The following is a 24,937-nucleotide window of genomic DNA, read 5'->3' on the forward strand; positions in this document are numbered from 1 at the left end:
GATTCTACCTCAGCTTCAGCGTGGCAAGGCCGACCAGTACCAGAATCACGGTGATGATCCAGAAACGGACAATCACGCGTGGCTCAGGCCAGCCCTTGAGTTCAAAGTGGTGATGGATCGGCGCCATGCGGAACACCCGCTTGCCGGTCAACTTGAAAGACGCTACCTGGATCACCACAGACAGGGTTTCCATCACGAACACACCGCCCATGATGAACAGCACGATTTCCTGACGCACGATCACGGCAATGGTGCCCAGGGCTGCGCCCAGCGCCAGTGCGCCAACGTCGCCCATGAAGACTTGTGCGGGGTAGGTGTTGAACCACAGGAATCCGAGACCGGCACCGATCAGTGCGCCGCAGAACACAATCAGTTCGCCTGCGCCCGGGACATACGGGATCAACAGGTAGTCGGCAAATTTCACGTTACCCGACAGGTAGCAGAAGATACCCAGGGCACCACCAACCATAACGGTCGGCATGATCGCCAGACCGTCCAGGCCATCAGTAAGGTTGACTGCGTTGCTCGAGCCTACGATCACGAAGTAGGTCAGCACCACAAAGCCGATACCCAGCGGAATGCTGGCGTCTTTGAGTATGGGCAGAATCAGCGTGGTTTCGACTGCGCTGGGTGCCGTCATATATAGAAAGATCGCCGCGCCCAGACCGAACACCGACTGCCAGAAATACTTCCAGCGGCTAGGAAGACCGCGAGAGTTTTTTTCGATCACCTTGCGGTAGTCATCGACCCAGCCAATTGCACCGAACAGCAGAGTCACAATCATCACGACCCACACATAGCGGTTGCTCAGGTCAGCCCAAAGCATGGTGCTGATGGTGATCGCCGACAGGATCAGCGCGCCGCCCATGGTTGGCGTACCGGACTTGGACAAATGCGATTGCGGACCATCGTTACGCACCGACTGGCCGATCTGACGGTTTTGCAGGGTGCGGATCATCCACGGCCCCAGGCACAGGGACAAGGTCAACGCGGTGAGCACCCCAAGAATCCCGCGCAGGGACAGGTACTGGAAGACTGCGAAGCCCTTGTAGAACTGTTGTAGATACTCCGCTAGAAGCAGCAGCATTAATGTTTCTCCCCGCTGGAACCGCACAAAGCCGCAACGACGTTTTCCATCGCTGCGCTGCGCGAGCCCTTGATCAAAATAGTGGTGTTTGTTTCGTGCTCAGCACGAAGCGCCTGGATCAGGTCAGCCTGATTGGCGAAGTGACGAGCATGGTGTCCAAATGCAGTGACGGCATGAGCCATCATGGGTCCCACCGCATAGAGCGCTGAAACTTTGTCGGCGGCATAAGCGCCTACTTCACGATGTCCTTGCTCCGCCCACTCACCTAACTCGCCAATATCTCCGAGCACCAGGACGGTGCGGCCGGAAAAGGCGGCGAGTATATCAACGGCAGCGCACATTGAGGTGGGGTTTGCGTTGTAAGTGTCATCAATAATTCGCAGGCCGCCAGCGGTCAGTTGCGCCACCGCGCGACCTTTGACCGCAAGCACGGCTTGCAAGCCGCTGGTTATGCCAAACAGCGAGATGCCCAGGGCATGGGCAGCAGCTGCTGCGGCCAGGGCATTGGCGACGTTATGCGTGCCCAGCAGGTTGAGCTGAACGCGGGAAACACCCAACGGGCAGTGCAAATCAAACCCGGGGCAACCCCGTGCATCGCGGGCCAGATTGCTGGCGTAAAAGTCTGCTTCTGGGTTTGTCAGGGCAAAGCTGAGTACCTTGCGGCCAGCAGCCCGGGCCTGCCAGATACCAAAAGCCTTGTCATCCAGGTTCAGAACCGCGACGCCATCAGCGTCCAGCCCTTCGAGAATTTCGCCCTTGGCCTCGACGATTTTTTCCGGCCCGCCGAATTCGCCAACATGGGCGGTTCCGGCATTGTTGAGCACGGCAACATGGGGCTTGGTCATGCCGACGGTATAAGCAATTTCACCCAGGCGCGAAGCACCCAGCTCAATCACTGCCGCCGTGTGTTCCTGGGTCAGTTCGAGCAACGTCAGCGGCACGCCCAGGTCATTGTTCAAGTTGCCTTTGGTCGCCAGCACCGGACCACGGGTGCGCAGGATGCAGGCGAGCATTTCTTTAACTGTGGTTTTGCCACTGGAACCGGTAATCGCGGCAACCGGCTTGTGGTAGCCGGCACGATTGAGCGCACCCAGCTGACCCAATGCCACCCGGGCATTCTTGACCACCAGCTGCGGCAATGCCGACTCGGGCACTTCGCGTTCGACCAGTGCCGCAACCGCACCTTTGGCCGCCACTTCATTCAAATAATCATGGCCATCGAAACGCGGGCCGGTCAGGGCAATAAACAGCTGGCCCTTGGTGATCCCGCGGCTGTCGATGCTGACACCATTGAAAAGGCTGTCGGCAGCGACCAGCCGACCACCCAGGGCAGCGGCAACTTCGCTCAGCAACAGAGGCTTAAGCATGGGCGGCCTCCCAGGCATTCAGGGCTTTCTCGGCTTGCACCAGATCAGAGAAGTCATGACGCTCGCCATTGATTTCCTGATAGTCCTCGTGACCTTTACCGGCCAGCACAATGACGTCTTCGGCGTTGGCACCTGCAATCAATCGGGCAATGGCCTCACCGCGACCGGCGACGAAGGTGACGCTCTGGGGCGTAACGAAACCTGCGCGGATGTCGTCGAAAATTTGTCCAGGTGCTTCCGAACGGGGGTTATCGTCCGTAACCAAAACCCCGTCCGCCAAGCGTTCAACCACTTCGGCCATCAACGGGCGCTTGCCGCGATCGCGATCGCCGCCGCAACCGAACAGGCACAGCAGTTGGCCTTTGGCGTGAGGACGCAGGGCCAGCAAGACTTTTTCCAGGGCATCCGGCGTGTGGGCGTAATCAACGACTACCAGCGGCCTGGTGCCGCCGCCCAGACGCTGCATGCGCCCCACAGGGCCTTCAAGCTTTGGCAACACGGCGAGGATTTCATCCAGCGCGTAGTCCAGGCCGAGCAAGGCGCCGACCGCAGCCAGTACGTTGCTCAGGTTGAAACGACCCAGCAGGCTGCTGCGCAAATGGTGCTCGCCCTGTGGCGTGACCAGTGTGGCGCGCACGCCATCGTCGTCGAAGGTCGCTTCGCGGCAGTAAAGGTAGGCGCTGCTGTCTTCGAGGCTGTAGCTGATCAGGCGTGAATCATGTTTTTCTGCCGCCAGCTGGCGACCGAAGTCATCGTCAAGGTTAAGCACGCGGCAACCCAGGTCAGGCCAGGCAAACAGCTTGGCCTTGGCCTCGGCATACGCCTGCATGGTGCCGTGATAATCCAGATGGTCGCGGGACAGGTTGGTCAGGACGGCAACATCAAACGCCAGAGCACTGACCCGGCCTTGATCCAGCCCGTGGGACGACACTTCCATCGCCACGGCCTTGGCACCGGCTTTCTTCAGGTCAGCCAGCATGGCCTGTACGGCAATCGGGTCCGGGGTGGTATGGCGACCGCTTTGCAGTGCGCCATAAAAGCCCGTGCCCAGGGTGCCAACAATGCCGCAATGCTGCCCCAGCAGGTCCAGCGCTTGCGCAACCAGCTGGGTAACGCTGGTTTTGCCGTTGGTACCGGTAACGCCCACCAGGTTCACGTGATGGCTCGGGTCACCATAAAAACGCCCGGCGATAGACGACAGTTGCGCCGCCAGCCCCTTGACCGGGATCAGCGGTACGGCGGTGATCGGCAATACGTCCGCGCCTTCTACTTCATAGGCCACGGCTGCTGCGCCACGTTGCAGGGCGTCAGCGATATGTTCACGACCATCGAGCTTGCCACCCGGTACCGCGAGGAACAGATCCCCGGCTCGCACATTGCGGCTGTCGAGGGTCAGCTCACGGATCAACAGATCGTGACCTGCGTGAGGGAAAATCTTGTTCAGGCTCAGGGACATTAGCCGCGCCCTCCTTTGGCTGCTGCAGCGGTCGCGGCTGCTTGTTGCTCCGCGGCCGTCGGCAAGTTATCCGGCGTCACGTTCATCAGGCGCAGGGTGCCGGACATTACTTTGCTGAATACTGGAGCCGAAACCAGACCACCGAAGTAGCCCGCCTTGCTTGGCTCATCGATGACCACAACGATTGCGTAACGCGGATCGCTCATCGGGCCAAACCCGGCAAACAGGGAGCGGTACGAGTTGACGGCATAACCCTTGACGCCACCCGAGGATGTTTTACGCGCAGTACCGGACTTGCCGCCCACGTGATAGGCCGGCACCTTGGCCCGCCAGACGCCGCGCGGGTTCTCGATAACTTCCTGGAGCATCCCCTGAACGGTCTTGGCGACCTGCTCGGGCATGACTTGCGCGGCCTGCGCCGGCTTGTCGGCCTTGAGCAGGGTCAGCGGGGCGAGCTTGCCGTTGTTGGCCAGCGCCGAAAATGCGTGTACCAGCTGGATCGCCGTCACCGAAACGCCGTAGCCATAAGACAGGGTCGCGGTTTCAGCCTTGCGCCACTCGCGGTAGTTCGGCAGGTTGCCGACGCGCTCACCCGGGAAGCCCAGGCCCGTGTCCTGACCCAGACCCATTTTGGCCATCTGGCGGAAAATCGCTTCACCACCGATATCGAAGGCAACCTTACTCATGCCGACGTTACTGGAGTTGATCAGAATGCCCGTCAGATCAAGGATCGGGCCTTCAGTGCGCGATACGTCGCGAATGGTGTATTTGCCCAGTTGCAGCGTGCCCGGATACACCTCGACTTTATCGGTGGGTTTCCAGCGTCCGGTTTCCAGCGCAGCACTCATCGAAATCGGCTTTACCGTTGAGCCCGGCTCGAACACGTCGATCATGGCGCGGTTACGCATCATCGCTGGCTGCAGGTTGCGACGGTTGTTCGGGTTGTAGGTCGGCTGGTTGACCATGGCCAGAATCTCGCCGGTCTTCACATCCATAATTACCAGGCTGCCGGCCTTGGCACCGTTTTCGACCAGCGCATTGCGCAGTTCGCGGTTGGCCAGATACTGCAGGCGCAGGTCAATCGATAACGCCAAGGTCTTCCCTGCCTTGGCGTTTTTTGTAACCTGAATGTCTTTGATCAGACGACCGCGCCGATCCTTGATCACCTGTCGCTTGCCCGGCACGCCGGCCAGCCACTCGTCATAGGCCAGCTCAACACCTTCGCGGCCTTTATCGTCGATATCGGTAAAGCCGACCATGTGCGCAGTCACTTCACCCGCCGGGTAAAAACGACGGAACTCTTCGATGCCATATACACCCGGCACTTTAAGGTCGAGCACCAGCTGGCCCTGCTCGGGTGTCAAGCCGCGGACCAGATAGATGAATTCTTTATTGGCTTGCTGTTCAAGACGCGCCGTCAGCACCTTGGGATCTTGCCCAAGCGCGTGGGCCAGGGCCGGCCAGCGATCCTTGGCCACCTGCATTTCCTTGGCGTTGGCCCACAACGTGGTCACCGGGGTACTGACGGCCAGCGGCTCGCCATTACGGTCAGTAATCAGGCCGCGGTGTGCCGGGATCTGGATGTGACGCAGACTGCGGGCATCGCCCTGCCCCTTGAGGAAGTCATGGTCGATCACCTGCAGGTAGACAATTTGACAGGCAATCGCACCTACCAGCAGTGCCAGCAATGCCAGCACTACACGAAAACGCCACGGATAGAGTGCGCCTTCGAGTTTGATCATGGCGCCACCATCCGAACTTCTGCTGCGCCCGGGATGCGCATTTTCAGTTGTTCGCTGGCCAGGGTTTCGATACGGCTATGGGCAGTCCAGGTGCTTTGTTCGAGGATCAGACGCCCCCACTCGGCCTGGGCCTTGTCACGCACACTCAGCTCCCCGTACAGGGTGTTGAGCAGTTGGCGGTTCCAGTGGGCGCTATAGGAAACGCCCACTGCCGAAACCAATACGGCAATAAACAGCAGCAGCATGAAAAAACTTCCGCCGGGAAGTGGTTTGGCGAAGAGCTTGTTCAACGAAGCTTCTCCGCGACGCGCATGACAGCGCTGCGCGAGCGCGGATTGGCTTTGAGCTCCGCTTCAGATGCGAACTGGGCCTTGCCATGGATTTTTATAATGGGATCGAAACTGGTGTGCTGAACCGGCAGGCCGCGGGGCAGGTTGTCGGGTTCACCTTTGACCAGGTCACGCATGAACAATTTGACGATGCGGTCTTCCAGGGAGTGGAAGCTGATCACCACCAGGCGACCGCCGACTTCCAGGGATTCAAGTGCCGCTTCGAGGCCGGCCTTGAGATCACCCAGCTCGTTATTGACGTGGATGCGCAGGCCCTGGAAGGTGCGGGTTGCAGGGTGCTTGCCCTTTTCCCAGGCCGGGTTGGCCACTTTCAGCACTTCAGCCAGATCGCCCGTGCGTTCAAACGGGGTAATTGCCCGGCGCTCAACCACTGCGCGGGCCATACGCCCGGAAAAACGCTCTTCGCCATATTCTTTGAATACACGGGCAATTTCGTCCTGGGATGCGGTGTTTACAAACTCAGCCGCGCTGATCCCTTCATCAGGGTTCATGCGCATGTCCAGCGGGCCGTCGTTCATGAAACTGAAGCCGCGCTCAGGATCGTCGAGCTGTGGCGAAGAAACCCCCAGATCGAGGAGAACACCGCTGACCTTTCCGGCCAGGCCGCGGGCGGCGATCTCGGAGCCCATCTCGGCAAAGCTGCGTTGCACAATGACAAAGCGGCCGTCTTCGGCCGCTAGCGCTTGCCCGGTGGCAATCGCCTGGGGATCTTTATCAAACCCGAGCAAACGGCCCTCAGGGCCAAGCTTCTGGAGTATCAGGCGGCTATGTCCGCCGCGACCGAAGGTGCCATCCAGATAGCATCCATCAGGACGTACGGCGAGAGCCTCTACGGCTTCGTCGAGCAGTACGGTGATGTGGTTGAAGTCGCTATCTATAGTCACAGGATTAAATCACGCAGTTCTTCAGGCATCGCGCCCGGTTGTTGAATGGCTGCAAGGTCAGCGGCAGAAACAGCTTCCCAGGCATCCTCGTCCCACAGTTGAAACTTGTTTAACTGGCCTACCAACATCGCGCGCTTATCCAACCTGGCATATTCACGCAAACGCGGCGGCACCAGAAAACGACCACTGCCATCGAGCTCTAGGTCGACGGCGTTACCAATCAACAGACGTTGCAAACGGCGGTTCTCTTCACGCAACGAAGGCAACGCCCGAAGCTTGGTTTCAATCAGCTCCCACTCATCGAGCGGGTACACACACAAGCAGGGATCTACCGCATCAATGGTCACGATCAGTTGCCCGGAACTTCTCGAAATCAACTCGTCACGGTACCGGCTCGGCATTGCGAGACGGCCCTTGGCATCGAGACTGATTGCGTTAGCTCCGCGAAACACGAGGCGTCACTCCCAAAATTAGCGTTTTACGTCTAAAAAACCCACTTTATGCCACTTTTCGCCACTTGCGCACACTATAGGAATGCGCCCACCACACCGTCAAGGAGCGGCCCGAAGGAAAATCCTTACATAACTGAGATTTAGGAGGGTAAACAGACGTGCAGCAATAACCGGAGGGATTTTTTGACTCGCGAAGTGCAACAAACTCAAAGCCCTGGACTTCAAACTTAAAGTAGTTTGTTAAGAGTAAGAACTTTTTGGCATTACTCGGCAGATTTTCTTGCGAATACATCGGGGGAGATGGAGCGCTTGTTTCTTGTGGCAATCTGCCTGCAGCGCAAGCAGAAGAAAAAAGGTGGAGAGTCGATCTGTAAGCCGGGTTCTGTCGTGAACAGTCATTCGTCTACGATGGCCATCACTGGACATCTTTAGCAACCTACCCGGTTCCAGCGCGGGCCACGCCTTGGAACCCTATTTGGTCTTGCTCCAAGTGGGGTTTACCTAGCCACGAACTGTTGCCAGTCGTGCGGTGCGCTCTTACCGCACCTTTTCACCCTTACCGGCGCCGAAGCGCTTAGGCGGTTATTTTCTGTGGCACTTTCCGTAGGCTCACGCCTCCCAGGCATTACCTGGCACTTCGCCCTATGGAGCCCGGACTTTCCTCCCCCCCCTAATTTTCATAGAGGGCAGCGACTGTCCAATCGACTCTCCGGCGCGAAGATTAACTGTACAGAGCGTATAGAACAAGCGTTAAAAGCCAGATGGCAGTTTCATTCACCCTGCGCAAAGCCTTTGCCTGCCAGCCCGGACAACAAAAAAATAGCAAAAGGCCACTACTTAAACAGAGGCCTTAATCAACTTTTTGTTTTTCCAGCGCCACTTGATACAACACATTCTTTCGCTCGCCGGTTATTTCAGCTGCAAGTGCGGCCGCGCGTTTTAGCGGCATTTCTTTTAGCAGCAAGTCGAGAATGCGCATCGCTTCACTGCTGACTGCTTCGTCTGTTTCAGGCGCAGTCCACCCTGCAACCAGCACCACGCACTCGCCACGCTGCTGGTTACTGTCGCCCTCGACAAAGGCGCGCAACTCGGACAATGGCAAACCCTTGAGGGTTTCGAAGGTCTTGGTCAGTTCCCGCGCCAACAAGGCCGGGCGGTCCGGACCAAATACCAGCTCCAGATCTTGCAGGCACTCAAGGATACGATGTGGTGCCTCGTAAAAAATCAGAGTGCGCGGCTCTTCCTTCAGCAACTCAAGGCGCGTACGGCGCCCAACAGCCTTAGCCGGAAGAAATCCCTCGAAGATAAATCGGTCGGAAGGCAAGCCTGCAGCTGACAACGCCGCAATCAGGGCGCAGGCACCCGGCACAGGCACCACCTTGACCCCGGCCGCGCGTGCCTGGCGTACCAGGTGATACCCCGGATCGGAGATCAACGGCGTCCCGGCATCAGAGATCAGGGCGACATCTTCGCCAGCCAGCAAGCGCTGAATAAAGCGACTACCCTCATCACGTTCGTTATGTTCGTGACAGGCACCCAAGGGAGTGGTGATGCCAAAATGCTGCATCAAACGCAGGGAGTGACGCGTGTCTTCGGCCGCAATCAGCGACACGTCACGCAGCACTTTGAGCGCACGCGCACTGATGTCGTCCAGGTTCCCGATGGGCGTCGCCACCACATAAAGCGACCCGACAACGGAATTCATAGCACCTGGAGCAGTCAAAACGCACACCTCATGAGAGTTAAAGGCGCCATTGTAGCGCGTAGACCCCTCCTGAACGCACCTTCCAGTCAGACTGCAGAGTGCTTATTCGCAAAAATTTCACCGCCACAACCCGCAGAACTCATCTAAATTCAGGCTTTATCGCCTGTAACATCGCGCCCCGGCCAGTGCTTGGGTACAATTCCCGCTCTTTTGTTCGAGTAACAGGAACACTACATGATCGCTTGCCTGCGGCTGTTCACTGCCCTCTGCCTTGCTGCCCTGTTGGCGGCTTGCGCCAGCTCGCCCTCGTCCAGCCTTGGCGAACTCCCCCGAACCCCGGATGCCAGCCTTGAGCAGTTGCTGCAGCAGGCCTCCGAAACCAAAAATCCGGAGAAGGCCGCCTTGCTGCGCCTGTCCGCGGCTGATCTGGCCATGGGCCAGAACAATGATCAGCGCGCCGCGCAGATTTTGGCCCAGGTCCCGCTGGATCAGCTCAAGCCAGCACAGCAAGTCTTTGCCAGCACGCTGACAGCCGAACTGGCAATGAAGCGCAATGATCCCAAGGCTGCCGTGGCCGCCCTGAATCATCCAAGCGTGTCGCGCATCGGCGAGCTACCGAACGATTTGCAAGTACGCACCCATACCGTGCACGCCCGTGCCCTTGAAGCAGACGGGCAAACACTGGCCGCAGCACGCGAACGTGTAGCGATGAGCCCGATCCTGACCGGCGATGCTGCCAACAGCAACAATGACGCCATCTGGACATTGGTTGCCGCATTGCCGGTGGAGCAACTGCAGGCACAAAGCAACGATGTTCTGGGCGGATGGATGTCCCTGGCCCTGGCCGTGAAGAGCGCCGGCACCGTTCAGGACCAGCAAAACGCCATAGACCAGTGGCGTGCGCAAAACCCGAATCACCCCGCTGCCATCCAGCTACCCGCGCCACTGATCAAGCTCAAGGAGCTGGCCAGCCAGCCTTTGACCAAAATCGCCCTGCTACTGCCTCAGGACGGCCAGCTGGCCTCTGTGAGCAAGGCATTGCGCGACGGCTTCATGGCTGCTCACTATCAAGCTCAGCAGGCCGGGCAAAACCCGCCAAGCATCCAGTTTTATGACAGCTCGCGCCTGGTATCCCTGGACGACTTCTACAACAAGGCACAAGCCGATGGCGTGCAACTGGTGATCGGCCCGCTGGAGAAATCACTGGTCAAGCAGCTGAGTGCTCGCCCGCAGCTGCCCATCACTACACTGGCCCTCAATTACAGCGAAAGCGCACATGGCCCGGCCCAGCTGTTTCAGTTTGGCCTCGCCGCTGAAGACGAAGCCCGTGAAGTGGCTCGCCGCGCACGCGCCGACGGCCTGACCCACGCCGGCGCCATGGTTCCGAAAGGCGAATGGGGCGAGCGCGTACTCAATGCATTCCGTCAGGAATGGGTCGCCCACGGCGGCTCCATCGTGGGTATCGAGTACATCGACAAACCCGTAGCCCTGGCCCAGCAGGTCGGCGATCTGGTGCAACTGCGTAAAAACGCCGCCGAGCCGCTGCAGTTCCTGTTCCTCGCCGCCACGCCCCAGCAAGCCCAGCAGATCAAGCCGACCCTGAACTACCAATACGCAGGCGATCTGCCGGTTTACGCCACGTCCCACGTCTTCAGTGCCAGCGGCAATCAGGACCAGTACAAAGACATGAATGGCGTGCGCTTCTGCGAGACCCCATGGCTGCTGGAGCCCGGCAACCCGCTACGCCAGCAAGTGGCTGCACAATGGCCACAGGCTTCAAGCAGCATGGGCCGCCTGTACGCCATGGGCGTTGACGCTTACACCCTGGCATCGCGCCTGGGCCAGCTCAAGGCTCTGCCAGACAGCCGGATCGACGGCTTGTCGGGCAGCCTCGGCATGAGCCCGACACAACATGTCGAGCGTCAGCTGCCGTGGGCCGAGTTCGTTAACGGCCAGATTCAACGCCTGCCCGATACTCCCAACTGATGCCCGAGCGCTCAAGCCTGCAAACAGGCAAGGATGCCGAGCGCCTGGCGCTGCGGCATCTTGAGCAACAGGGTTTACGCTTGCTGGCACAGAACTGGCTTTGCAAGCGCGGCGAGCTGGATCTGGTCATGCTTGACGGCGATACAGTAGTATTCGTCGAAGTTCGTTACCGGCAACACGCGCAATGGGGTGGCGCACTGGCCAGCATTGACGCACGCAAGCAGCAAAAGCTGATACTTGCAGCTCAGTACTTTTTGCAACGCGAGTCGCGCTGGGCCAATCATCCCTGCCGCTTTGATGTCGTAACAATGGACAGCGCAACACCTCACTTGAACTGGCTACGGAATGCCTTTGACAGCTGACCCGCTGTCAGGCCGATTCCAGCACCCTTTTATTAAACGATTTTGCTTTGCTTTGCGGGCTGCACATTCTTGTGCCGGGAAGTCACCCAGGAACACCTGGATCACGCTCGACCAGCCGCCCTACTTAAGGTCACATAGATGGACATGCAATCCCGGATTCGCCAGCTTTTTCAGGCCAGCATCGACACCAAGCAGCAGGCGATGGACGTTCTTGCACCCCACATCGAGCAAGCCAGCCAAGTGATGGTCAATGCCCTGCTCAATGAAGGAAAAATGCTTTCGTGCGGTAACGGTGGCTCGGCAGGCGATGCCCAGCACTTTTCATCCGAGCTGCTCAATCGCTTTGAGCGCGAGCGCCCCAGCTTGCCCGCCATTGCACTCACCACCGACACCTCGACGATCACCTCGATCGCCAATGACTACAGCTTCAACGAGATTTTCTCCAAGCAGATCCGCGCCCTTGGCCAGCCCGGGGATGTATTGCTGGCCATTTCCACCAGCGGCAACTCGGCCAACATCATCCAGGCAATCCAGGCGGCCCACGACCGCGAAATGATCGTGGTTGCCATGACCGGCCGCGACGGCGGCGGCATGGCCTCGCTGCTGCTGCCCGAGGACGTGGAGATTCGCGTCCCGTCCAATGTCACTGCACGTATTCAAGAAGTCCATCTGCTGGCGATCCACTGCTTGTGCGACCTGATCGACAGCCAACTGTTCGGGAGTGAAGAATGACCTTTAAACGCCTTAGCCTTGTGGCACTGACTCTGTGCCTGGGCCTGACTGCCGGCTGCAGCTCGGTGCTGACAGCTACCCGCGATACGCCTATTGAAGATGATCGCGGCACCCGCACTTTCGGCAGCAAGATCGATGACTCGCTGATTGAAACCAAGGTCGCCGTGAACGTGGCCAAAGCCAGCCCTGACCTGGACACCGGCTCGCATATCGTCGTCACCAGCTACAACGGCATCGTATTGCTGGCCGGCCAGACTCCCCGCGCCGAGCTCAAGGCCCAGGCCGAGCAGGCTGCCGCCGCGGTTCAACGGGTGAAGAAGGTCAACAATGAGTTGCAGGTCATGGCTCCGTCCTCGATCCTCGCCCGCAACAACGACGCCTGGCTGACTACCAAGATCAAGACCCAGATGCTGACCGACAGCCAGATCCCGGGCTCAAGGATCAAAATCGTTACCGAGAACGGCATTGTCTACATGCTGGGCCTGGTGACCAAACAGGAAGCCACCCGCGCAACCAATCTGGTGCAAAGTGTTTCCGGCGTACAGAAAATCGTGAAGCTGTTTGAGTACATCGACTGACAAGCTCGCTCCTGCAGCCCGGACACAAAAAAGGCGACCCTTGCAGGTCGCCTTTTTTTGTTACTTGACCACTTTCAGGCTAGGCCGACCCGTAGGTCTTGGCGGCTCAGTACCTGGCGGCGGCCCATCGTCATCCGGCTCAACCTCGTCATCGCCGTCCATAGGCTCTTCCAGGTCAAACACCATACCCTGACCATTCTCGCGGGCGTAAACCCCCAGAATGGCCGCAATAGGCACGTACAACGTGTGCGGCACACCACCAAAACGCCCTTCAAAGCTCACTGCTTCGTTGTCCATGTGCAATTGACGCACGGCGGTTGGCGAAACATTCAGGACAATCTGCCCGTCACTGGCAAAACCCTGGGGCACTTGCACCTTCGGGTAGTCAGAGTTAACCAGCATGTGCGGAGTGCAATCGTTATCAACAATCCACTCATAGAGCGCACGCACCAGATAAGGTCGACTTGAATTCATCAAGGGGCTCCTAAAGCCTTAGCGCATGTCGCGTTCGACACCAGACAAACTTGCCCGGAAGGTCTCACGCGCAAACTGGCGCTCCATATAGTCAAGCAGCGGCTTGGCCGGCCGCGGCAATTCAATGCCCAAAATGGGCAAGCGCCAGAGTATCGGCAATAGACAGCAGTCGACCAGACTTAGCTCTGTACTGAGGAAAAAAGGTTTGTCTGCAAACAATGCAGACACGCCTGTCAGACTCTCACGCAGCTCTTTACGCGCCTGGACCCGAGCCGGCTCCTTGGTACGCGAATCGAGAATCAGGTCCACCAGCACACACCAGTCGCGCTGGATGCGATGAATCAGCAGACGGCTATTGGCCCGCGCCACCGGATAAACCGGCAACAGCGGCGGATGCGGATAACGCTCATCCAGATATTCCATCACCACAGTCGACTCCCACAACGCCAGGTCACGATCGACCAGGGTTGGCAGGCTGCCGTAGGGGTTCACTTCGATCAGCTTCGGCGGCTGACGGCCCGCCTCCACACTGATGATCTCGGCGCTGACACCTTTCTCGGCGAGCACGATACGTACTCGATGGGAATAGTGGTCGGCGGGGTCGGAGTAACAGGCCAACCGATTGGTCACGCCCATGGCGGTCCTCCTCGCTTGTTGAAATTATCAGGAGCGGAAAAACGAACGCGCCCAAGGAACGTCTCTGGCAACCGCAGAACCCGGGCGGGCAAGGCCTTGCGACCTTGCCCGCCACTCATCCTGCACTGTTACCTTTTCAGAGACACCCTCGGGCGCGCACGATTAACAGCGATGCGTGTAACGATATCAGTGCACATCTTTCCAGTATTCGCGCTTGAGCAGATAAGCGAATACGAAGAAGAAGGCCAGATAGAGCAGTACGTAGGTACCGATGCGCTGATGCTCCAGCTTCACCGGGTTGGCCGAATAGGCCAGGAAGGTCACAAGGTTCTTGATCTTCTCATCGAACTGCTCTTCAGTCAGCGTGCCGGTTTTAGGCAAAACTGTCAGCTGGTCGCATGCTTCATGTGTCAAAGGCGTGCCAGTGAGCGGATCATACTGCTTCTTGCCGTCTTCGACGATCTGAACTTGCTTGCAGCCTACCACCTGACGACCTTGCAACGGTGCCAGAACGTTCGGCATTCCCACATTCGGGAAGACTTTGTTGTTTACACCCCATGGCCGTGACGGGTCTTCATAGAAAGACCGCAGGTAGCTATACAGCCAGTCAGTACCACGCACACGCGCCACCAGGGTCAAGTCTGGCGGTGCAGCACCGAACCAGGCCTTGGCGTCTTCCGGCTGCATGCCGATGTTCATGTGGTCGCCGATTTTGGCCCCGGTGAACACCAGATTCTCGAGCATGAGCTCATGGGGAATCCCCAGGTCATCGGCTACACGCTCGTAACGCTGGAACTTGGCACTGTGACAACCCATGCAGTAGTTGGCGAACGTACGTGCGCCGTCCTGCATGGCTGCCTTGTCAGAAACATCGATGTCGACCTTGTCGAGCTGAACGCCCTGCTCCGCCGCAAAGGACAGCACAGGCATCACCGCAAGCATCAATACAGCAAATAGCTTTTTCATCAGCCAGTCACCCTTTCCGGAACCGGTTTGGTCTTCTCAAGCCTGGTGTAGAACGGCATCAGAATGAAGTAGGCGAAGTACAGGAACGTACAGACCTGCGACAGCAACGTACGACCCGGGGTCGGCGCCAATACACCCAGCACGCCCAGAATCACGAACGAGATGCAAAACACCCAGAGCCAGATTTTGCTCAGCCAGCCCTTGTAGCGCATGGATTTGACCGGGCTACGGTCAAGCCATGGCAATACGAACAGCATGGCAATCGCAGCCCCCATGGCGATGACGCCAAGCAACTTGTCCGGGATTGCACGCAAGATCGCGTAGAACGGTGTGAAGTACCAGACAGGCGCAATGTGCTCCGGCGTTTTAAAGGCGTTAGCCTGTTCAAAGTTCGGTTTTTCCAGGAAGTAGCCACCCATTTCCGGGAAGAAGAACACAATCGAACAGAAGATAAACAGGAACACCACTACGCCGACGATATCCTTCACGGTGTAGTACGGATGGAAGGGAATGCCATCCAGCGGTACGCCGTTTTCGTCTTTATGCTTTTTGATGTCCACGCCGTCAGGGTTGTTCGAGCCGACTTCATGCAAGGCCAGAACGTGCAGCACCACCAGACCCAGAATCACGATAGGCAAGGCCACAACGTGCAAGGCAAAGAAGCGGTTCAGGGTAATGCCGGAGATCAGGTAGTCACCGCGAATCCACTGTGTCAGGTCGTTACCGATAACCGGAATCGCACCGAACAGCGAGATGATCACCTGGGCACCCCAGTAGGACATCTGCCCCCAAGGCAACAGATAGCCCATGAAGGCCTCTGCCATCAGGGCCAGATAGATCATCATACCGAACAGCCAGACCAGCTCCCGCGGCTTCTGATAGGAGCCGTAGAGCAGGCCACGGAACATGTGCAGGTAGACCACCACAAAGAACGCCGACGCACCCGTTGAGTGCAGATAGCGCAGGATGGAACCGTATTCGACGTCACGCATGATGTATTCGACAGAAGCAAAAGCTTCTTCTGCCGACGGCGTGTAGCTCATGGTCAGCCACACACCGGTGACAATCTGATTAACCAGAACGAGCAATGCGAGAGAACCGAAGAAATAGAAGAAGTTGAAGTTCTTCGGGGCGTAGTACTTGCTGAGATGGTCTTCCCACATTTTAGTCGCGGGGAAGCGGGCATCAATCCAGTCCATGAACTTGCTCATTACGCGCTCTCCCCTTCAAGGCCAACGACAATCACATTGTCACTGCCCTCAACATAGTAGTAAGGCGGTACTGGCAGGTTCAATGGAGCAGGTTGCGACTTGTAGACGCGGCCGGCCAGGTCATAGTGGGAACCATGGCAAGGGCAGAAATAACCCCCTACCCAATCCTTGCCCAGGTCAGCAGGAGCGACCTCGGGGCGGAAAGTCGGCGAACAACCCAAGTGAGTGCAAATTCCGATCAACACCAAAACTTCTGGCTTGATGGATCGCCACTCGTTTTTTGAGTTTTCAGGTTGATCGGATTGATTGGATTCGGGATCAGCGAGCTGCCCTTCAATCTTCTTGAGATTTGCCAGGATCTCCTCAGTGCGGCGGACAATGAATACTGGCTGACCACGCCATTCAGCAATCATCTGCTGCCCTGGCTCAATCTTTGCAATATTCACTTTCACCGGTGCGCCTGCGGCTTTCGCCTTGGCACTGGGAAACCACGACCCCACGAACGGGACCGCCGCCCCCACCGCTCCTGCAGCACCCACCACGGATGTGGCTGCTACGAGGAAGCGACGCCGGCCGACATTTACGCCGTCATTGCTCATTCAGTCCTCTCCCATCAGCTTTGTGGCCTGTTAAATCAGGCATCTACTAAGTAAAAATCTGAACTTATAAAAATTTTGCAGAATGGTAATGAAAAGCCCCTACTCTGACAAGGTAATTACCGCTCTGGGTCGGCTACAGGCCTTGTAGTATAGGCATTTGCTGAATGTGGCAAGTTGTCACACCAACAATTCATCACCCATAAAAAAAACCCAGCTCCTAAGGAGACTGGGCTTTTTTGAACGAAGCTGCGAATTAACGCTTCGAGTACTGCGGACGCTTACGCGCTTTACGCAGACCGACTTTCTTACGTTCAACTTCACGAGCATCGCGAGTTACGAAGCCTGCTTTGCGCAGAGCGCCACGCAGAGTTTCGTCGTACTGCATCAGTGCGCGAGTGATACCGTGGCGGATTGCGCCAGCCTGACCACTTACACCACCACCGATCACGGTGACGTAGATATCGAATTTCTCGACAGTCTCAGTCAGTTCCAACGGCTGACGAACTACCATGCGGGCAGTTTCGCGACCGAAGAAATTCTCCAGAGTGCGGTTGTTGATCGAGATGTTACCGGTACCTGGACGCAGGAAAACGCGTGCAGTTGCGGTTTTACGACGGCCAGTGCCGTAGTTTTGAGTCGCCGACATAATGAACTATTCCGTTAAAACTTCAGTTCTTGGGGCTGCTGAGCAGTATGAGGGTGAGCAGCGCCCGCATATACTTTCAGCTTACGGTACATGTCGCGACCCAGCGGGTTTTTAGGCAGCATGCCTTTAACCGCGGTCTCGATCACGCGTTCAGGAGCTTTGGCGATCAGCTTTTCGAAGTTGATCGACTTAATCCCGCCCGGGAAACCGGAGTGAGAGTAGTACATTTTGTCAGTGGTTTTAGCACCAGTGACACGAATCTGCTCGGCATTGATAACAACGATGTAGTCACCGGTGTCAACGTGCGGAGTGTATTCAGGCTTGTGCTTGCCACGCAGACGGCTCGCGATTTCGGTGGCCAGACGACCCAGTGTCTGGCCAGCCGCGTCGACGACAAACCAGTCGCGCGTAACTGTTTCCGGTTTAGCAGTAAAAGTTTTCATTCTTTATAGCCTCAGGGGCCGCCCTGTAAATTAGACGGCGGATCTTACTGAATAGTGCGTACTTTGACAAGTCAAAGGCAGCCGGATACAGACGCTATCGGGGGCTCGGGTCAGCGCGTCCGTTCAACGGCAAGATTCTTCGGCAGGCGGCGCATCAATTCCACCGCAGAAAGAGGTCGGCAATTATCCAGATTGCGAAAAAAAATACAACCTGCTTTTATGATTCTTTACCCGAAGGAGTCACTGATGGACTATCGCCAGCTAGGCCGCACCAATCTGCAAGTCAGCGCCATTGCCCTCGGAACCATGACCTGGGGCGAGCAAAACACCCAGGATGAAGCCTTCGCACAAATCGATTACGCGAAAAACGCCGGGATCAATTTCATCGACACCGCCGAAATGTATCCGGTGCCACCCAAAGCAGAAACCTACGCCAGCACCGAGCGTTACATCGGCAACTGGTTCAAAAGCCGGGGTGATCGGGCCGACTGGATCCTGGCCAGCAAGATCGCCGGCCCCGGCAATGGCATCGACTACATTCGCGACGGCCAGCTCAAACACAACCGCAATCATATCGTCCAGGCACTGGATGCCAGCCTTGAACGCCTGCAAACCGACTGGATCGACCTCTACCAGCTGCACTGGCCAGAGCGCAGTACCAACTTTTTCGGGCAACTGGGCTACAAGCACAACGCCGATGAAGACTTTACCCCCCTCGAAGAAACCCTCGAAGCCCTGGACGAACAAGTCAGGGCCGGCAAAATTCGCCATATCGGCCTGTCCAACGAAACACCCTGGGCCACCATGAAATTCCTGCAACTGGCTGAAAGCCGTGGCTGGCCGCGCGCCGTTTCGATCCAGAACCCCTACAGCCTGCTTAACCGCAGTTTTGAAGTCGGCCTGGCTGAAATTGCCATTCGCGAACAATGCGGCCTGCTCGCCTATTCGCCCCTGGCGTTCGGCATGCTCTCTGGCAAGTACAACGGCGGCGCCCAACCTGCAAAAGGCCGCCTGACCCTCTACAGCCGCTTCTCGCGCTATTCAAACCCGCAGGCAGTGGCTGCCAGCGAACGTTACGTGGCCTTGGCTCGCGAACACGGCCTGGACCCGGCGCAAATGGCGTTGGCCTATGTCACGCAACAGCCCTTCGTCACCAGCAACATCATCGGCGCGACGACGATGGAGCAACTTGCCAGCAACATTGGCAGCTTCGACCTGAAACTGTCGGATGAAGTCCTCGCCGGCATTGAAGCCATCCACAGGGACCAGCCGAACCCGGCCCCCTAGCTGTCCGGCCTCCGTAGCAGCCTTTGGCTGCTACGGAATTAGCCTCTACCCCTTCCCCCTAGACATACAGGATAAAAAATAAGACGATCCAGCCGTAAGTTGACCAATTTCACCTATAAGAATAATCAAATCATGTCTAACCATCTCTCCACGCCCCTGCGGCGCGTCAGCATTTTGGCCATCGATCGGGTATTTGCCTCGACCCTGATGCAAGCCAAGGATTTCTTTCACCTCGCCAGCCTGCGCCATGGCAAACAACTGGGCCAGGGCCTCAACGCCAGCTTCGAAACCCGACTGGTCAGTCCCGACGGCAAACCTGTCACCAGCTTCAGCGACGTGGTACTGCCGGTCGATGGCGCACTGGAAGACACTGACATCATCATCCTCCCGGCCTTCTGGGACGACTTTGACACCCTGTGCCAACGCTACCCGCAGATCCTGCCCTGGCTACGCGCACAACATGCCCGCGGTGCCGTTCTCTGCGCAGAAGCCAATGGCGCGTTCTGGCTGGCCGAAGCCGGGCTGCTGGACGGCAAGGAAGCCACCACCTACTGGCGTTTTTTCAGCACCTTCGCCGAACGTTTCCCACGGGTGCACCTGAACCAGGACAAACACCTGACCGATGCCGACAACCTCTACTGCACCGGCGGCCCGACCTCAGCCTGCGACCTCTATATTTATCTGATCGAGCGCTTCTGCGGCGCCAACATCGCCCAGGCCGTGGCCCGCGACATCCTTTACGAAGTGCAGCGCAACTACACCCCCGGGCGCATCGGTTTCGGCGGGCAAAAGCTGCATCAGGACGTGATAATCCTGCAAATCCAGCACTGGCTCGAAGAGCATTTTGCGGACAAGTTCCGCTTTGAAGACGTAGCCCGTGAACACGGCATGAGCATCCGCAACTTTATGCGCCGCTTTCAGATGGCAACAGGCGACAAACCCTTGCACTACCTGCAACGCCTGCGCATAGAGACCGCCAAGGGCCTGCTCTCGGCCTCCCGCAAGAGCATCAAGACCATCAGCTACGACGTGGGCTACGACGACGCCAGCTTCTTTGCACGGCTGTTCAGGCAGCACACCGAACTGTCGCCCAATCAATACCGCCAGCAGTTCCAGCAGGCCGCCTGACCTTCAACCAGGCGCTCTGTGGCAGCGAGTCCGACTCCTGCATGGATCGCGAGATATAAAAAAGGCCTGCAATGCAGGCCTTTTTTGATACAGCGCTCGACTATGGCTTGTGCGCCCGCGTCAGGTATTCATGGGACTGCATCTCAAGCAGGCGGCTCAGGGTGCGCTGGAACTCGAAGTTCAGGCGCCCGCCCTTGTACAGATCTTTAAGCTCGACTTCAGCCGAGATGATCAGCTTTACGCCCCGGTCATAGAACTCATCGACCATGTTGATAAAGCGTCGCGCGATGTCGTCAGTCTTGACGTCCATCTGCTCCACACCGCTGATGATCACCGCATTGAAAATCTTGCCCAGTTCGATGTAATCGTTCTGGCTACGCGGGCCATCGCACAGCTCGCGGAAATCAAACCAGGCCACATCATCACAGGTACGCAGCGCGCGAATGGTCCGGTTCTCGATCACCAGATCGTCATTCTCGATCACCTTGGAAGAGTTATGCGTCAACGCTTTAAAACTCTCGCGCAGGCACTTCTCGGAAGCCTCATCCAGCGGGAAATGGTAAAGCTCGGCCTGCTCCAGGTGGCGCAGACGATAATCGACGCCGCTGTCGACGTTGACGATATCGGTGTTCTGCTTGATCAGCGCAATCGCCGGCAGGAAGCGCGCCCGCTGCAGACCGTCCTTGTACAGACCGTCCGGCACGATGTTCGAGGTCGCGACCAGGGTCACGCCATTTTTGAACAACTCTTCCATCAGGGTGCCGAGGATCATGGCATCGGTAATGTCCGATACAAAAAACTCGTCAAAGCAGATCACCCGCGCTTCATCGGCGAACCGCCTGGCGATGATGGTCAGCGGGTTCTTTTCACCATTGAGGGTGCGCATTTCTTCATGCACACGCTTCATGAAACGGTGAAAGTGGGTACGCACCTTCTGTTTGAACGGCAGCGCATCAAAGAACGTATCGACCAGGTAAGTTTTACCCCGGCCCACACCGCCCCAGAAATACAGCCCCTTGACCGGAGCCTGTTCTTTTTTGCCGAACAGCTTGCCGAACAGGCCTGGCTTGCTCTGCGAAGAGGCAACCAGGTCGTCATACAGACGCTGCAGATGGCGCACAGCGTTTTCCTGCGCGGCATCGTGGAAGAAGTCCGGGCGTTTCAGATCAGCTTGATATCGTTCTAGAGGCGTCATAATTCGTTAGCAAGGCAACAGAAACGGGCCGCCACTGTAGCGACGGCCCTTGGGAATGGCAATCAACCCTGAGTCGAAACGCCGCACTTTTTAATCCTGCGCAGGCACCAGCGCCACACGCAAGGCTTCGATTGCCGCGTCACGGGTCGCACTATCGGCGAATGCCGGGCTGTCGGCGACGCACCCGTCATCCAGCCAGACGCTGAAGCTCAGGTCCTGAGGACGAATATCAAGCACGCCCCCCGCTTGCAGCTGTTTGCTCACCTGACCTGCGGTTTTGCCATCCGCAAAGTTGCGCGACAACAGCAGTTGCTCGCCATCGGCTGCCAGCAGGCGGAAACGGAAGCTGCCGTCTTCATCGCGGAAGCTGACGAAGCGCGGGCCCTTGGTGGCTTTCTTCTTGCTGGTCGTGGCCGTCTGGGCAGCGCCGACAAACGAGCGCAGGCCAACCGCTTCACGCAACTGCGCCAGAAACGGGGTCGCGGTTTTGCGGGCTTTCTGGGCCCCGGCCAGAAGGATTTCTTCCATATCGGACGGGCGCGACATCAGTTCGTGATAACGCTCGCGGGACTCGCCCAGGTCGGCATCCAGCAGCTTGAACAGACGCTCTTTGGCTTCGCCCCAGCCCAGGCCCTGCAACAACTCGCCACGGAACTCTGCGCACTGCTCAGGCGTAGAGAAGGCTTGATACAGAGTGAACAGGTGCGAATTGTCCGGGTCCTTGGCTTCGCCCGGCGCACGGGAGTCGGTGACGATCCGCGAAATCGCGCTTTTCATGTCTTTGGCGCTACTGAACAACGGAATGGTGTTGTCATAGCTTTTCGACATCTTGCGCCCGTCAAGCCCCGGCAAGGTGGCAACGCTTTCTTCAATTATCGCTTCCGGCATGGCGAAAAAATCGTTGCCTTGGCCGAACAGGTGATTGAAGCGCTGGCCAATATCACGGGCCATTTCAACGTGCTGGATCTGGTCGCGACCGACCGGCACCTTGTTGGCGTTGAACATCAGGATGTCTGCAGCCATCAGCACCGGGTAGCTGAACAGCCCCATGGTGATGCCCGCATCCGGGTCCTCGCCGTTTTCCAGGTTCTTGTCGACCGAAGCCTTGTAGGCGTGAGCACGGTTGAGCAAGCCCTTGGACGCTACGCAGGTCAGCAACCAGGTCAGCTCCGGGATTTCCGGGATATCTGACTGGCGATAGAAGGTCACACGCTCGACATCCAGCCCTGCCGCCAGCCAGGTCGCAGCGATTTCCTGACGCGAGCGCTGAATGCGCTGCGGGTCATCGCATTTGATCAGGGCATGGTAGTCAGCCAGGAAGTAAAACGAGTCGGCATTACTGTCCAGGCTGGCCACGATTGCAGGGCGAATAGCCCCGGCATAGTTGCCCAGGTGCGGCGTGCCGGTGGTGGTGATACCGGTGAGAATACGGGTACGAGTGGTCATGGGTAATCGCTTATCAGGCTGCAATCAATTCGAAAGGCGTGGCGCTACCAACTCTTTGAGCTCAGGCAGCTTGCCGTGAAAAAAGTGCCCGCATTCTGCCACTTTAAGCAGCTCATGGGGGCGTGACAGCGCGTTTGACCAGTCATAGACCAGTTGCGGGTCGATCACTTCATCGGTTTCGGGCTGAATTACGGTCACCGCACAGGCTTGGGGCAAATCGTCTTCGGCGCGCAAACGCATCACCGCCGGGGCCACCATGAACAGGCGCGACAGTTTCTCGCCCCGGGCTTCAAGGCGACCGCCCAGGCTGGCTGCCACAAAACCGCCAAACGAAAAACCGAGCAAGGTGATCGGCAGTTCCGGGTGCCGGGCGCGCAACCAGAGGGCAGCCGCCAGCGCATCGTCGACTTCGCCGCTGCCCATGTCATGGCTGCCTTCGCTGGCTCCCGTACCGCGATAATTAAATCGCAATGTAATCAGGCCAGCATCACGGGCGGTACGTTGCAGGGTCGAAACCACTTTATTCATCATCGTCCCACCCTGAACCGGGTTGGGGTGACACAGTAGCGCCAGGCCTTTTGGCTCAGGCAAATCGAGGTACAAGGCTTCCAGTTGGCCCACAGGGCCATCAATTACTACAGGGGTTTCGCGGGTAAGCAAGAAGGAACTCCGTGACCTCAAACTGGGTCGACTCGTCTAGCTGATAGATTCTGTCTGGCATATTTGCGAGTGCATCGCGGTATACAGCGCAGGTCCGAGCCGTTAACGTAAAGCAAAGCCGTTTATAGAGGAAGGACTCGTGGAACACTCGCTCTTGATTTGGTTATTGCCGACTCTAGCCCTGGTTGCAGGTGTCGCCATTGGTTTTCTGATCGCGCGTCTGCTGCCTAATGCCGCGCCTAACAGCACGCAGCGTCAGCTGGACGACATTCAGAAACGTTTTGACAGTTATCAAAGTGAAGTGGTTACCCACTTCAACAGCACCGCCAATCTGGTGAAAAAACTCACTCAGAGCTACCAGGACGTACAAGACCACCTCGCCGAGGGCGCCAACCGTTTGGCCCTGGACGAGCAAACTCGCCAACGTCTGCTGGCCGCTCTGCACTCTGATGTCCCTCAACCGCATCGCGAGCGCATCACCCCGCCGCACAGCACTGAGCCACCATTGGACTACGCGCCAAAAACCCCGAACGCCCCCGGCATGCTCGATGAGCATTACGGCCTGAAGAAGTAATTCATCCGGTAAAGCGCTCAACAAAAAGCCCCGTGATCGGTAAGGATCACGGGGCTTTTTTTATGCTGCCAGCAAATGCCTGCGGCACCTGCAAGACCTGGGTCTTACGGGTACTGCTGAACTTGCCCCTGCTGCTGGTAGTTCACGCCCGGAATCGGTGCCAGGGTGATCTGCACGCGGCGGTTCTGAGCACGGCCATCAGGCGTGGCGTTACTGGCAATCGGGTCGGCCGGGCCTTTACCGCTGACCGACAGGTACTGACCGCTGACACCCTGGGACGTCAGATAGGTCGCCACGCTTTGCGCACGCTGCTGGGACAACTGCATGTTGTAGTTGTAGTTCCCGGTGCTGTCCGTATAGCCGACGATCTGAATCAGGTTCTGGTTGTTGAACTGCTTCAGCGAGTTCGCCAGGTTGTTCAACGGCTGATAGAAGCTGGGAGCAATGTTCGCCGAGCTGGTGGCAAACGTAATGTTGCCCGGCATCACCAGGGTAATGTTGTCGCCCTGACGCTGAACTTCAATCCCGGTGTTGGCCGTACTCGCGCGCAACGCAGCTTCCTGCTTGTCTGCGTAGTAGCCGTAACCTGCGGCCCCCAGACCTGCCACTGCGGCACCGATCAATGCACCCTTGCCACGGTTGTTATGGTCGATGGCAGCACCGGCAACGGCACCGGCCAACGCCCCAAGACCACCATAGGTAGCGGTTTTGCTCATGCCCGAAGAGGCCTGGCCTTGATTGTCATATGGGTTGGGCGAGGCGCAGCCTGCCAGCAAGGCGATAGCACTTGCGGCAATAATCAAACGACGCGAGGTGAACATGGTGAAGCTCCTGTCAGTCTTTCTGGAGGCAAAGGTCGTTGGCATTAGACCTCTGTGGGCGTTGGAACGCGACCAGCGGTAAAAATTCCTCAGGCCGCCAATATTCGTGTTCCATAAACGATAGTCGTCCGATCGCCTGCCCACAAATAG

The 24,937-nt window shown here is 57.7% G+C and carries 26 protein-coding genes and 1 other RNA gene; 7 read left to right on the plus strand and 20 right to left on the minus strand.

What is annotated here, in order from left to right; genetic code table 11:
- Positions 1-4: 4 nt before the first annotated feature.
- The 9 genes from mraY to rsmI form a co-directional block, all read right to left on the minus strand.
- Positions 5-1,087 (minus strand): phospho-N-acetylmuramoyl-pentapeptide-transferase, encoded by a 1,083-nt coding sequence (gene mraY, locus EQV90_RS02680; protein WP_240877728.1) that lies wholly within the window; start codon positions 1,085-1,087, stop codon positions 5-7.
- Positions 1,087-2,454, minus strand: coding sequence for a UDP-N-acetylmuramoyl-tripeptide--D-alanyl-D-alanine ligase (murF, locus tag EQV90_RS02685; RefSeq protein WP_003443626.1), 1,368 nt, complete (start codon positions 2,452-2,454; stop codon positions 1,087-1,089). Before murF ends, mraY begins: the two co-directional genes overlap by 1 nt.
- Positions 2,447-3,910: a UDP-N-acetylmuramoyl-L-alanyl-D-glutamate--2,6-diaminopimelate ligase gene (locus tag EQV90_RS02690; protein ID WP_003443629.1), complete on the minus strand. Its 1,464-nt coding sequence runs from the start codon at positions 3,908-3,910 to the stop codon at positions 2,447-2,449. The genes murF and EQV90_RS02690 overlap by 8 nt, the downstream gene beginning before the upstream one ends.
- The gene (locus EQV90_RS02695; RefSeq protein WP_177412997.1) at positions 3,910-5,649 is read right to left on the minus strand and encodes a penicillin-binding transpeptidase domain-containing protein; all 1,740 of its coding nucleotides are present in this window, start codon (positions 5,647-5,649) and stop codon (positions 3,910-3,912) included. The genes EQV90_RS02690 and EQV90_RS02695 overlap by 1 nt, the downstream gene beginning before the upstream one ends.
- Positions 5,649-5,942 (minus strand): cell division protein FtsL, encoded by a 294-nt coding sequence (gene ftsL / locus EQV90_RS02700; RefSeq protein WP_003443637.1) that lies wholly within the window; start codon positions 5,940-5,942, stop codon positions 5,649-5,651. Before ftsL ends, EQV90_RS02695 begins: the two co-directional genes overlap by 1 nt.
- Positions 5,939-6,880, minus strand: a complete 942-nt coding sequence (gene rsmH, locus EQV90_RS02705) for a 16S rRNA (cytosine(1402)-N(4))-methyltransferase RsmH (RefSeq protein ID WP_085985550.1) — start codon at positions 6,878-6,880, stop codon at positions 5,939-5,941. Before rsmH ends, ftsL begins: the two co-directional genes overlap by 4 nt.
- A 2-nt stretch (positions 6,881-6,882) precedes the next feature.
- Entirely contained in the window at positions 6,883-7,338 is a 456-nt protein-coding gene (mraZ, locus tag EQV90_RS02710) for a division/cell wall cluster transcriptional repressor MraZ (RefSeq protein ID WP_003443645.1), read from the minus strand.
- Positions 7,339-7,693: 355 nt separating this feature from the next.
- Positions 7,694-8,047: RNase P RNA component class A (gene rnpB, locus EQV90_RS02715), an RNA gene on the minus strand.
- 141 nt (positions 8,048-8,188) lie between these two features.
- Complete coding sequence (rsmI, locus tag EQV90_RS02720; RefSeq protein ID WP_003443648.1) at positions 8,189-9,043, minus strand: 16S rRNA (cytidine(1402)-2'-O)-methyltransferase; 855 nt, start codon at positions 9,041-9,043, stop codon at positions 8,189-8,191.
- A gap of 234 nt (positions 9,044-9,277) precedes the next feature.
- Here rsmI and EQV90_RS02725 point away from each other — a divergent pair, with 234 nt between their 5' ends.
- The 4 genes from EQV90_RS02725 to EQV90_RS02740 all read left to right on the plus strand — a co-directional run bounded on the left by EQV90_RS02725 (position 9,278) and on the right by EQV90_RS02740 (position 12,701).
- Complete coding sequence (locus tag EQV90_RS02725; protein WP_240877729.1) at positions 9,278-11,029, plus strand: penicillin-binding protein activator; 1,752 nt, start codon at positions 9,278-9,280, stop codon at positions 11,027-11,029.
- Entirely contained in the window at positions 11,029-11,391 is a 363-nt protein-coding gene (locus EQV90_RS02730; protein ID WP_127196795.1) for a YraN family protein, read from the plus strand. The genes EQV90_RS02725 and EQV90_RS02730 overlap by 1 nt, the downstream gene beginning before the upstream one ends.
- Before the next feature lie 138 nt (positions 11,392-11,529).
- A complete protein-coding gene (locus EQV90_RS02735) occupies positions 11,530-12,123 on the plus strand; it encodes a phosphoheptose isomerase (protein WP_029612203.1) in 594 nt (197 codons plus the stop codon).
- Entirely contained in the window at positions 12,120-12,701 is a 582-nt protein-coding gene (locus EQV90_RS02740; protein ID WP_003443659.1) for a BON domain-containing protein, read from the plus strand. The genes EQV90_RS02735 and EQV90_RS02740 overlap by 4 nt, the downstream gene beginning before the upstream one ends.
- Positions 12,702-12,761: 60 nt before the next feature.
- Here the strand turns inward: EQV90_RS02740 and EQV90_RS02745 are convergent, their stop codons facing one another.
- The 7 genes from EQV90_RS02745 to rplM form a co-directional block, all read right to left on the minus strand.
- Positions 12,762-13,175: a ClpXP protease specificity-enhancing factor gene (locus tag EQV90_RS02745; RefSeq protein WP_003443662.1), complete on the minus strand. Its 414-nt coding sequence runs from the start codon at positions 13,173-13,175 to the stop codon at positions 12,762-12,764.
- A gap of 18 nt (positions 13,176-13,193) precedes the next feature.
- The gene (locus EQV90_RS02750; RefSeq protein WP_010655575.1) at positions 13,194-13,811 is read right to left on the minus strand and encodes a glutathione S-transferase N-terminal domain-containing protein; all 618 of its coding nucleotides are present in this window, start codon (positions 13,809-13,811) and stop codon (positions 13,194-13,196) included.
- 186 nt (positions 13,812-13,997) lie between these two features.
- A complete protein-coding gene (locus EQV90_RS02755) occupies positions 13,998-14,777 on the minus strand; it encodes a cytochrome c1 (protein ID WP_003443669.1) in 780 nt (259 codons plus the stop codon).
- Positions 14,777-15,988, minus strand: coding sequence for a cytochrome bc complex cytochrome b subunit (locus tag EQV90_RS02760; RefSeq protein WP_003443672.1), 1,212 nt, complete (start codon positions 15,986-15,988; stop codon positions 14,777-14,779). The genes EQV90_RS02755 and EQV90_RS02760 overlap by 1 nt, the downstream gene beginning before the upstream one ends.
- Positions 15,988-16,587, minus strand: a complete 600-nt coding sequence (gene petA, locus EQV90_RS02765; protein ID WP_003443673.1) for a ubiquinol-cytochrome c reductase iron-sulfur subunit — start codon at positions 16,585-16,587, stop codon at positions 15,988-15,990. Before petA ends, EQV90_RS02760 begins: the two co-directional genes overlap by 1 nt.
- Positions 16,588-16,840: 253 nt before the next feature.
- A complete protein-coding gene (gene rpsI, locus EQV90_RS02770) occupies positions 16,841-17,233 on the minus strand; it encodes a 30S ribosomal protein S9 (RefSeq protein WP_003216038.1) in 393 nt (130 codons plus the stop codon).
- Positions 17,234-17,247: 14 nt separating this feature from the next.
- Positions 17,248-17,676: a 50S ribosomal protein L13 gene (rplM, locus tag EQV90_RS02775; RefSeq protein WP_003443674.1), complete on the minus strand. Its 429-nt coding sequence runs from the start codon at positions 17,674-17,676 to the stop codon at positions 17,248-17,250.
- 246 nt (positions 17,677-17,922) lie between these two features.
- Between rplM and EQV90_RS02780 the strand changes: the two genes are divergently transcribed.
- Together EQV90_RS02780 and EQV90_RS02785 are read left to right on the plus strand one after the other, a co-directional pair.
- Positions 17,923-18,963, plus strand: coding sequence for an NADP(H)-dependent aldo-keto reductase (locus EQV90_RS02780; protein ID WP_240877730.1), 1,041 nt, complete (start codon positions 17,923-17,925; stop codon positions 18,961-18,963).
- A 207-nt stretch (positions 18,964-19,170) separates the two neighbouring features.
- Positions 19,171-20,091 carry a GlxA family transcriptional regulator gene (locus EQV90_RS02785; protein ID WP_177412996.1) on the plus strand — a complete coding sequence of 307 codons (921 nt, stop codon included), beginning with the start codon at positions 19,171-19,173 and terminating at the stop codon, positions 20,089-20,091.
- 100 nt (positions 20,092-20,191) lie between these two features.
- Here EQV90_RS02785 and zapE read toward each other — a convergent pair whose 3' ends face one another.
- The 3 genes from zapE to EQV90_RS02800 form a co-directional block, all read right to left on the minus strand.
- Positions 20,192-21,286 (minus strand): cell division protein ZapE, encoded by a 1,095-nt coding sequence (zapE, locus tag EQV90_RS02790; protein WP_003443696.1) that lies wholly within the window; start codon positions 21,284-21,286, stop codon positions 20,192-20,194.
- Positions 21,287-21,376: 90 nt separating this feature from the next.
- The gene (locus EQV90_RS02795; protein WP_240877731.1) at positions 21,377-22,732 is read right to left on the minus strand and encodes a tryptophan--tRNA ligase; all 1,356 of its coding nucleotides are present in this window, start codon (positions 22,730-22,732) and stop codon (positions 21,377-21,379) included.
- A gap of 24 nt (positions 22,733-22,756) precedes the next feature.
- The gene (locus EQV90_RS02800; RefSeq protein ID WP_003443703.1) at positions 22,757-23,392 is read right to left on the minus strand and encodes an alpha/beta fold hydrolase; all 636 of its coding nucleotides are present in this window, start codon (positions 23,390-23,392) and stop codon (positions 22,757-22,759) included.
- Positions 23,393-23,531: 139 nt separating this feature from the next.
- Here EQV90_RS02800 and EQV90_RS02805 point away from each other — a divergent pair, with 139 nt between their 5' ends.
- Positions 23,532-23,966 (plus strand): DUF1043 family protein, encoded by a 435-nt coding sequence (locus EQV90_RS02805; RefSeq protein ID WP_003443705.1) that lies wholly within the window; start codon positions 23,532-23,534, stop codon positions 23,964-23,966.
- Positions 23,967-24,070: 104 nt separating this feature from the next.
- Here the strand turns inward: EQV90_RS02805 and EQV90_RS02810 are convergent, their stop codons facing one another.
- Positions 24,071-24,787, minus strand: coding sequence for an OmpA family protein (locus EQV90_RS02810; protein WP_003443708.1), 717 nt, complete (start codon positions 24,785-24,787; stop codon positions 24,071-24,073).
- Positions 24,788-24,937 lie beyond the last annotated feature (150 nt).

This window comes from Pseudomonas sp. TMW22089, assembly GCF_022496645.1.
Lineage (GTDB): Bacteria > Pseudomonadota > Gammaproteobacteria > Pseudomonadales > Pseudomonadaceae > Aquipseudomonas > Aquipseudomonas paraversuta.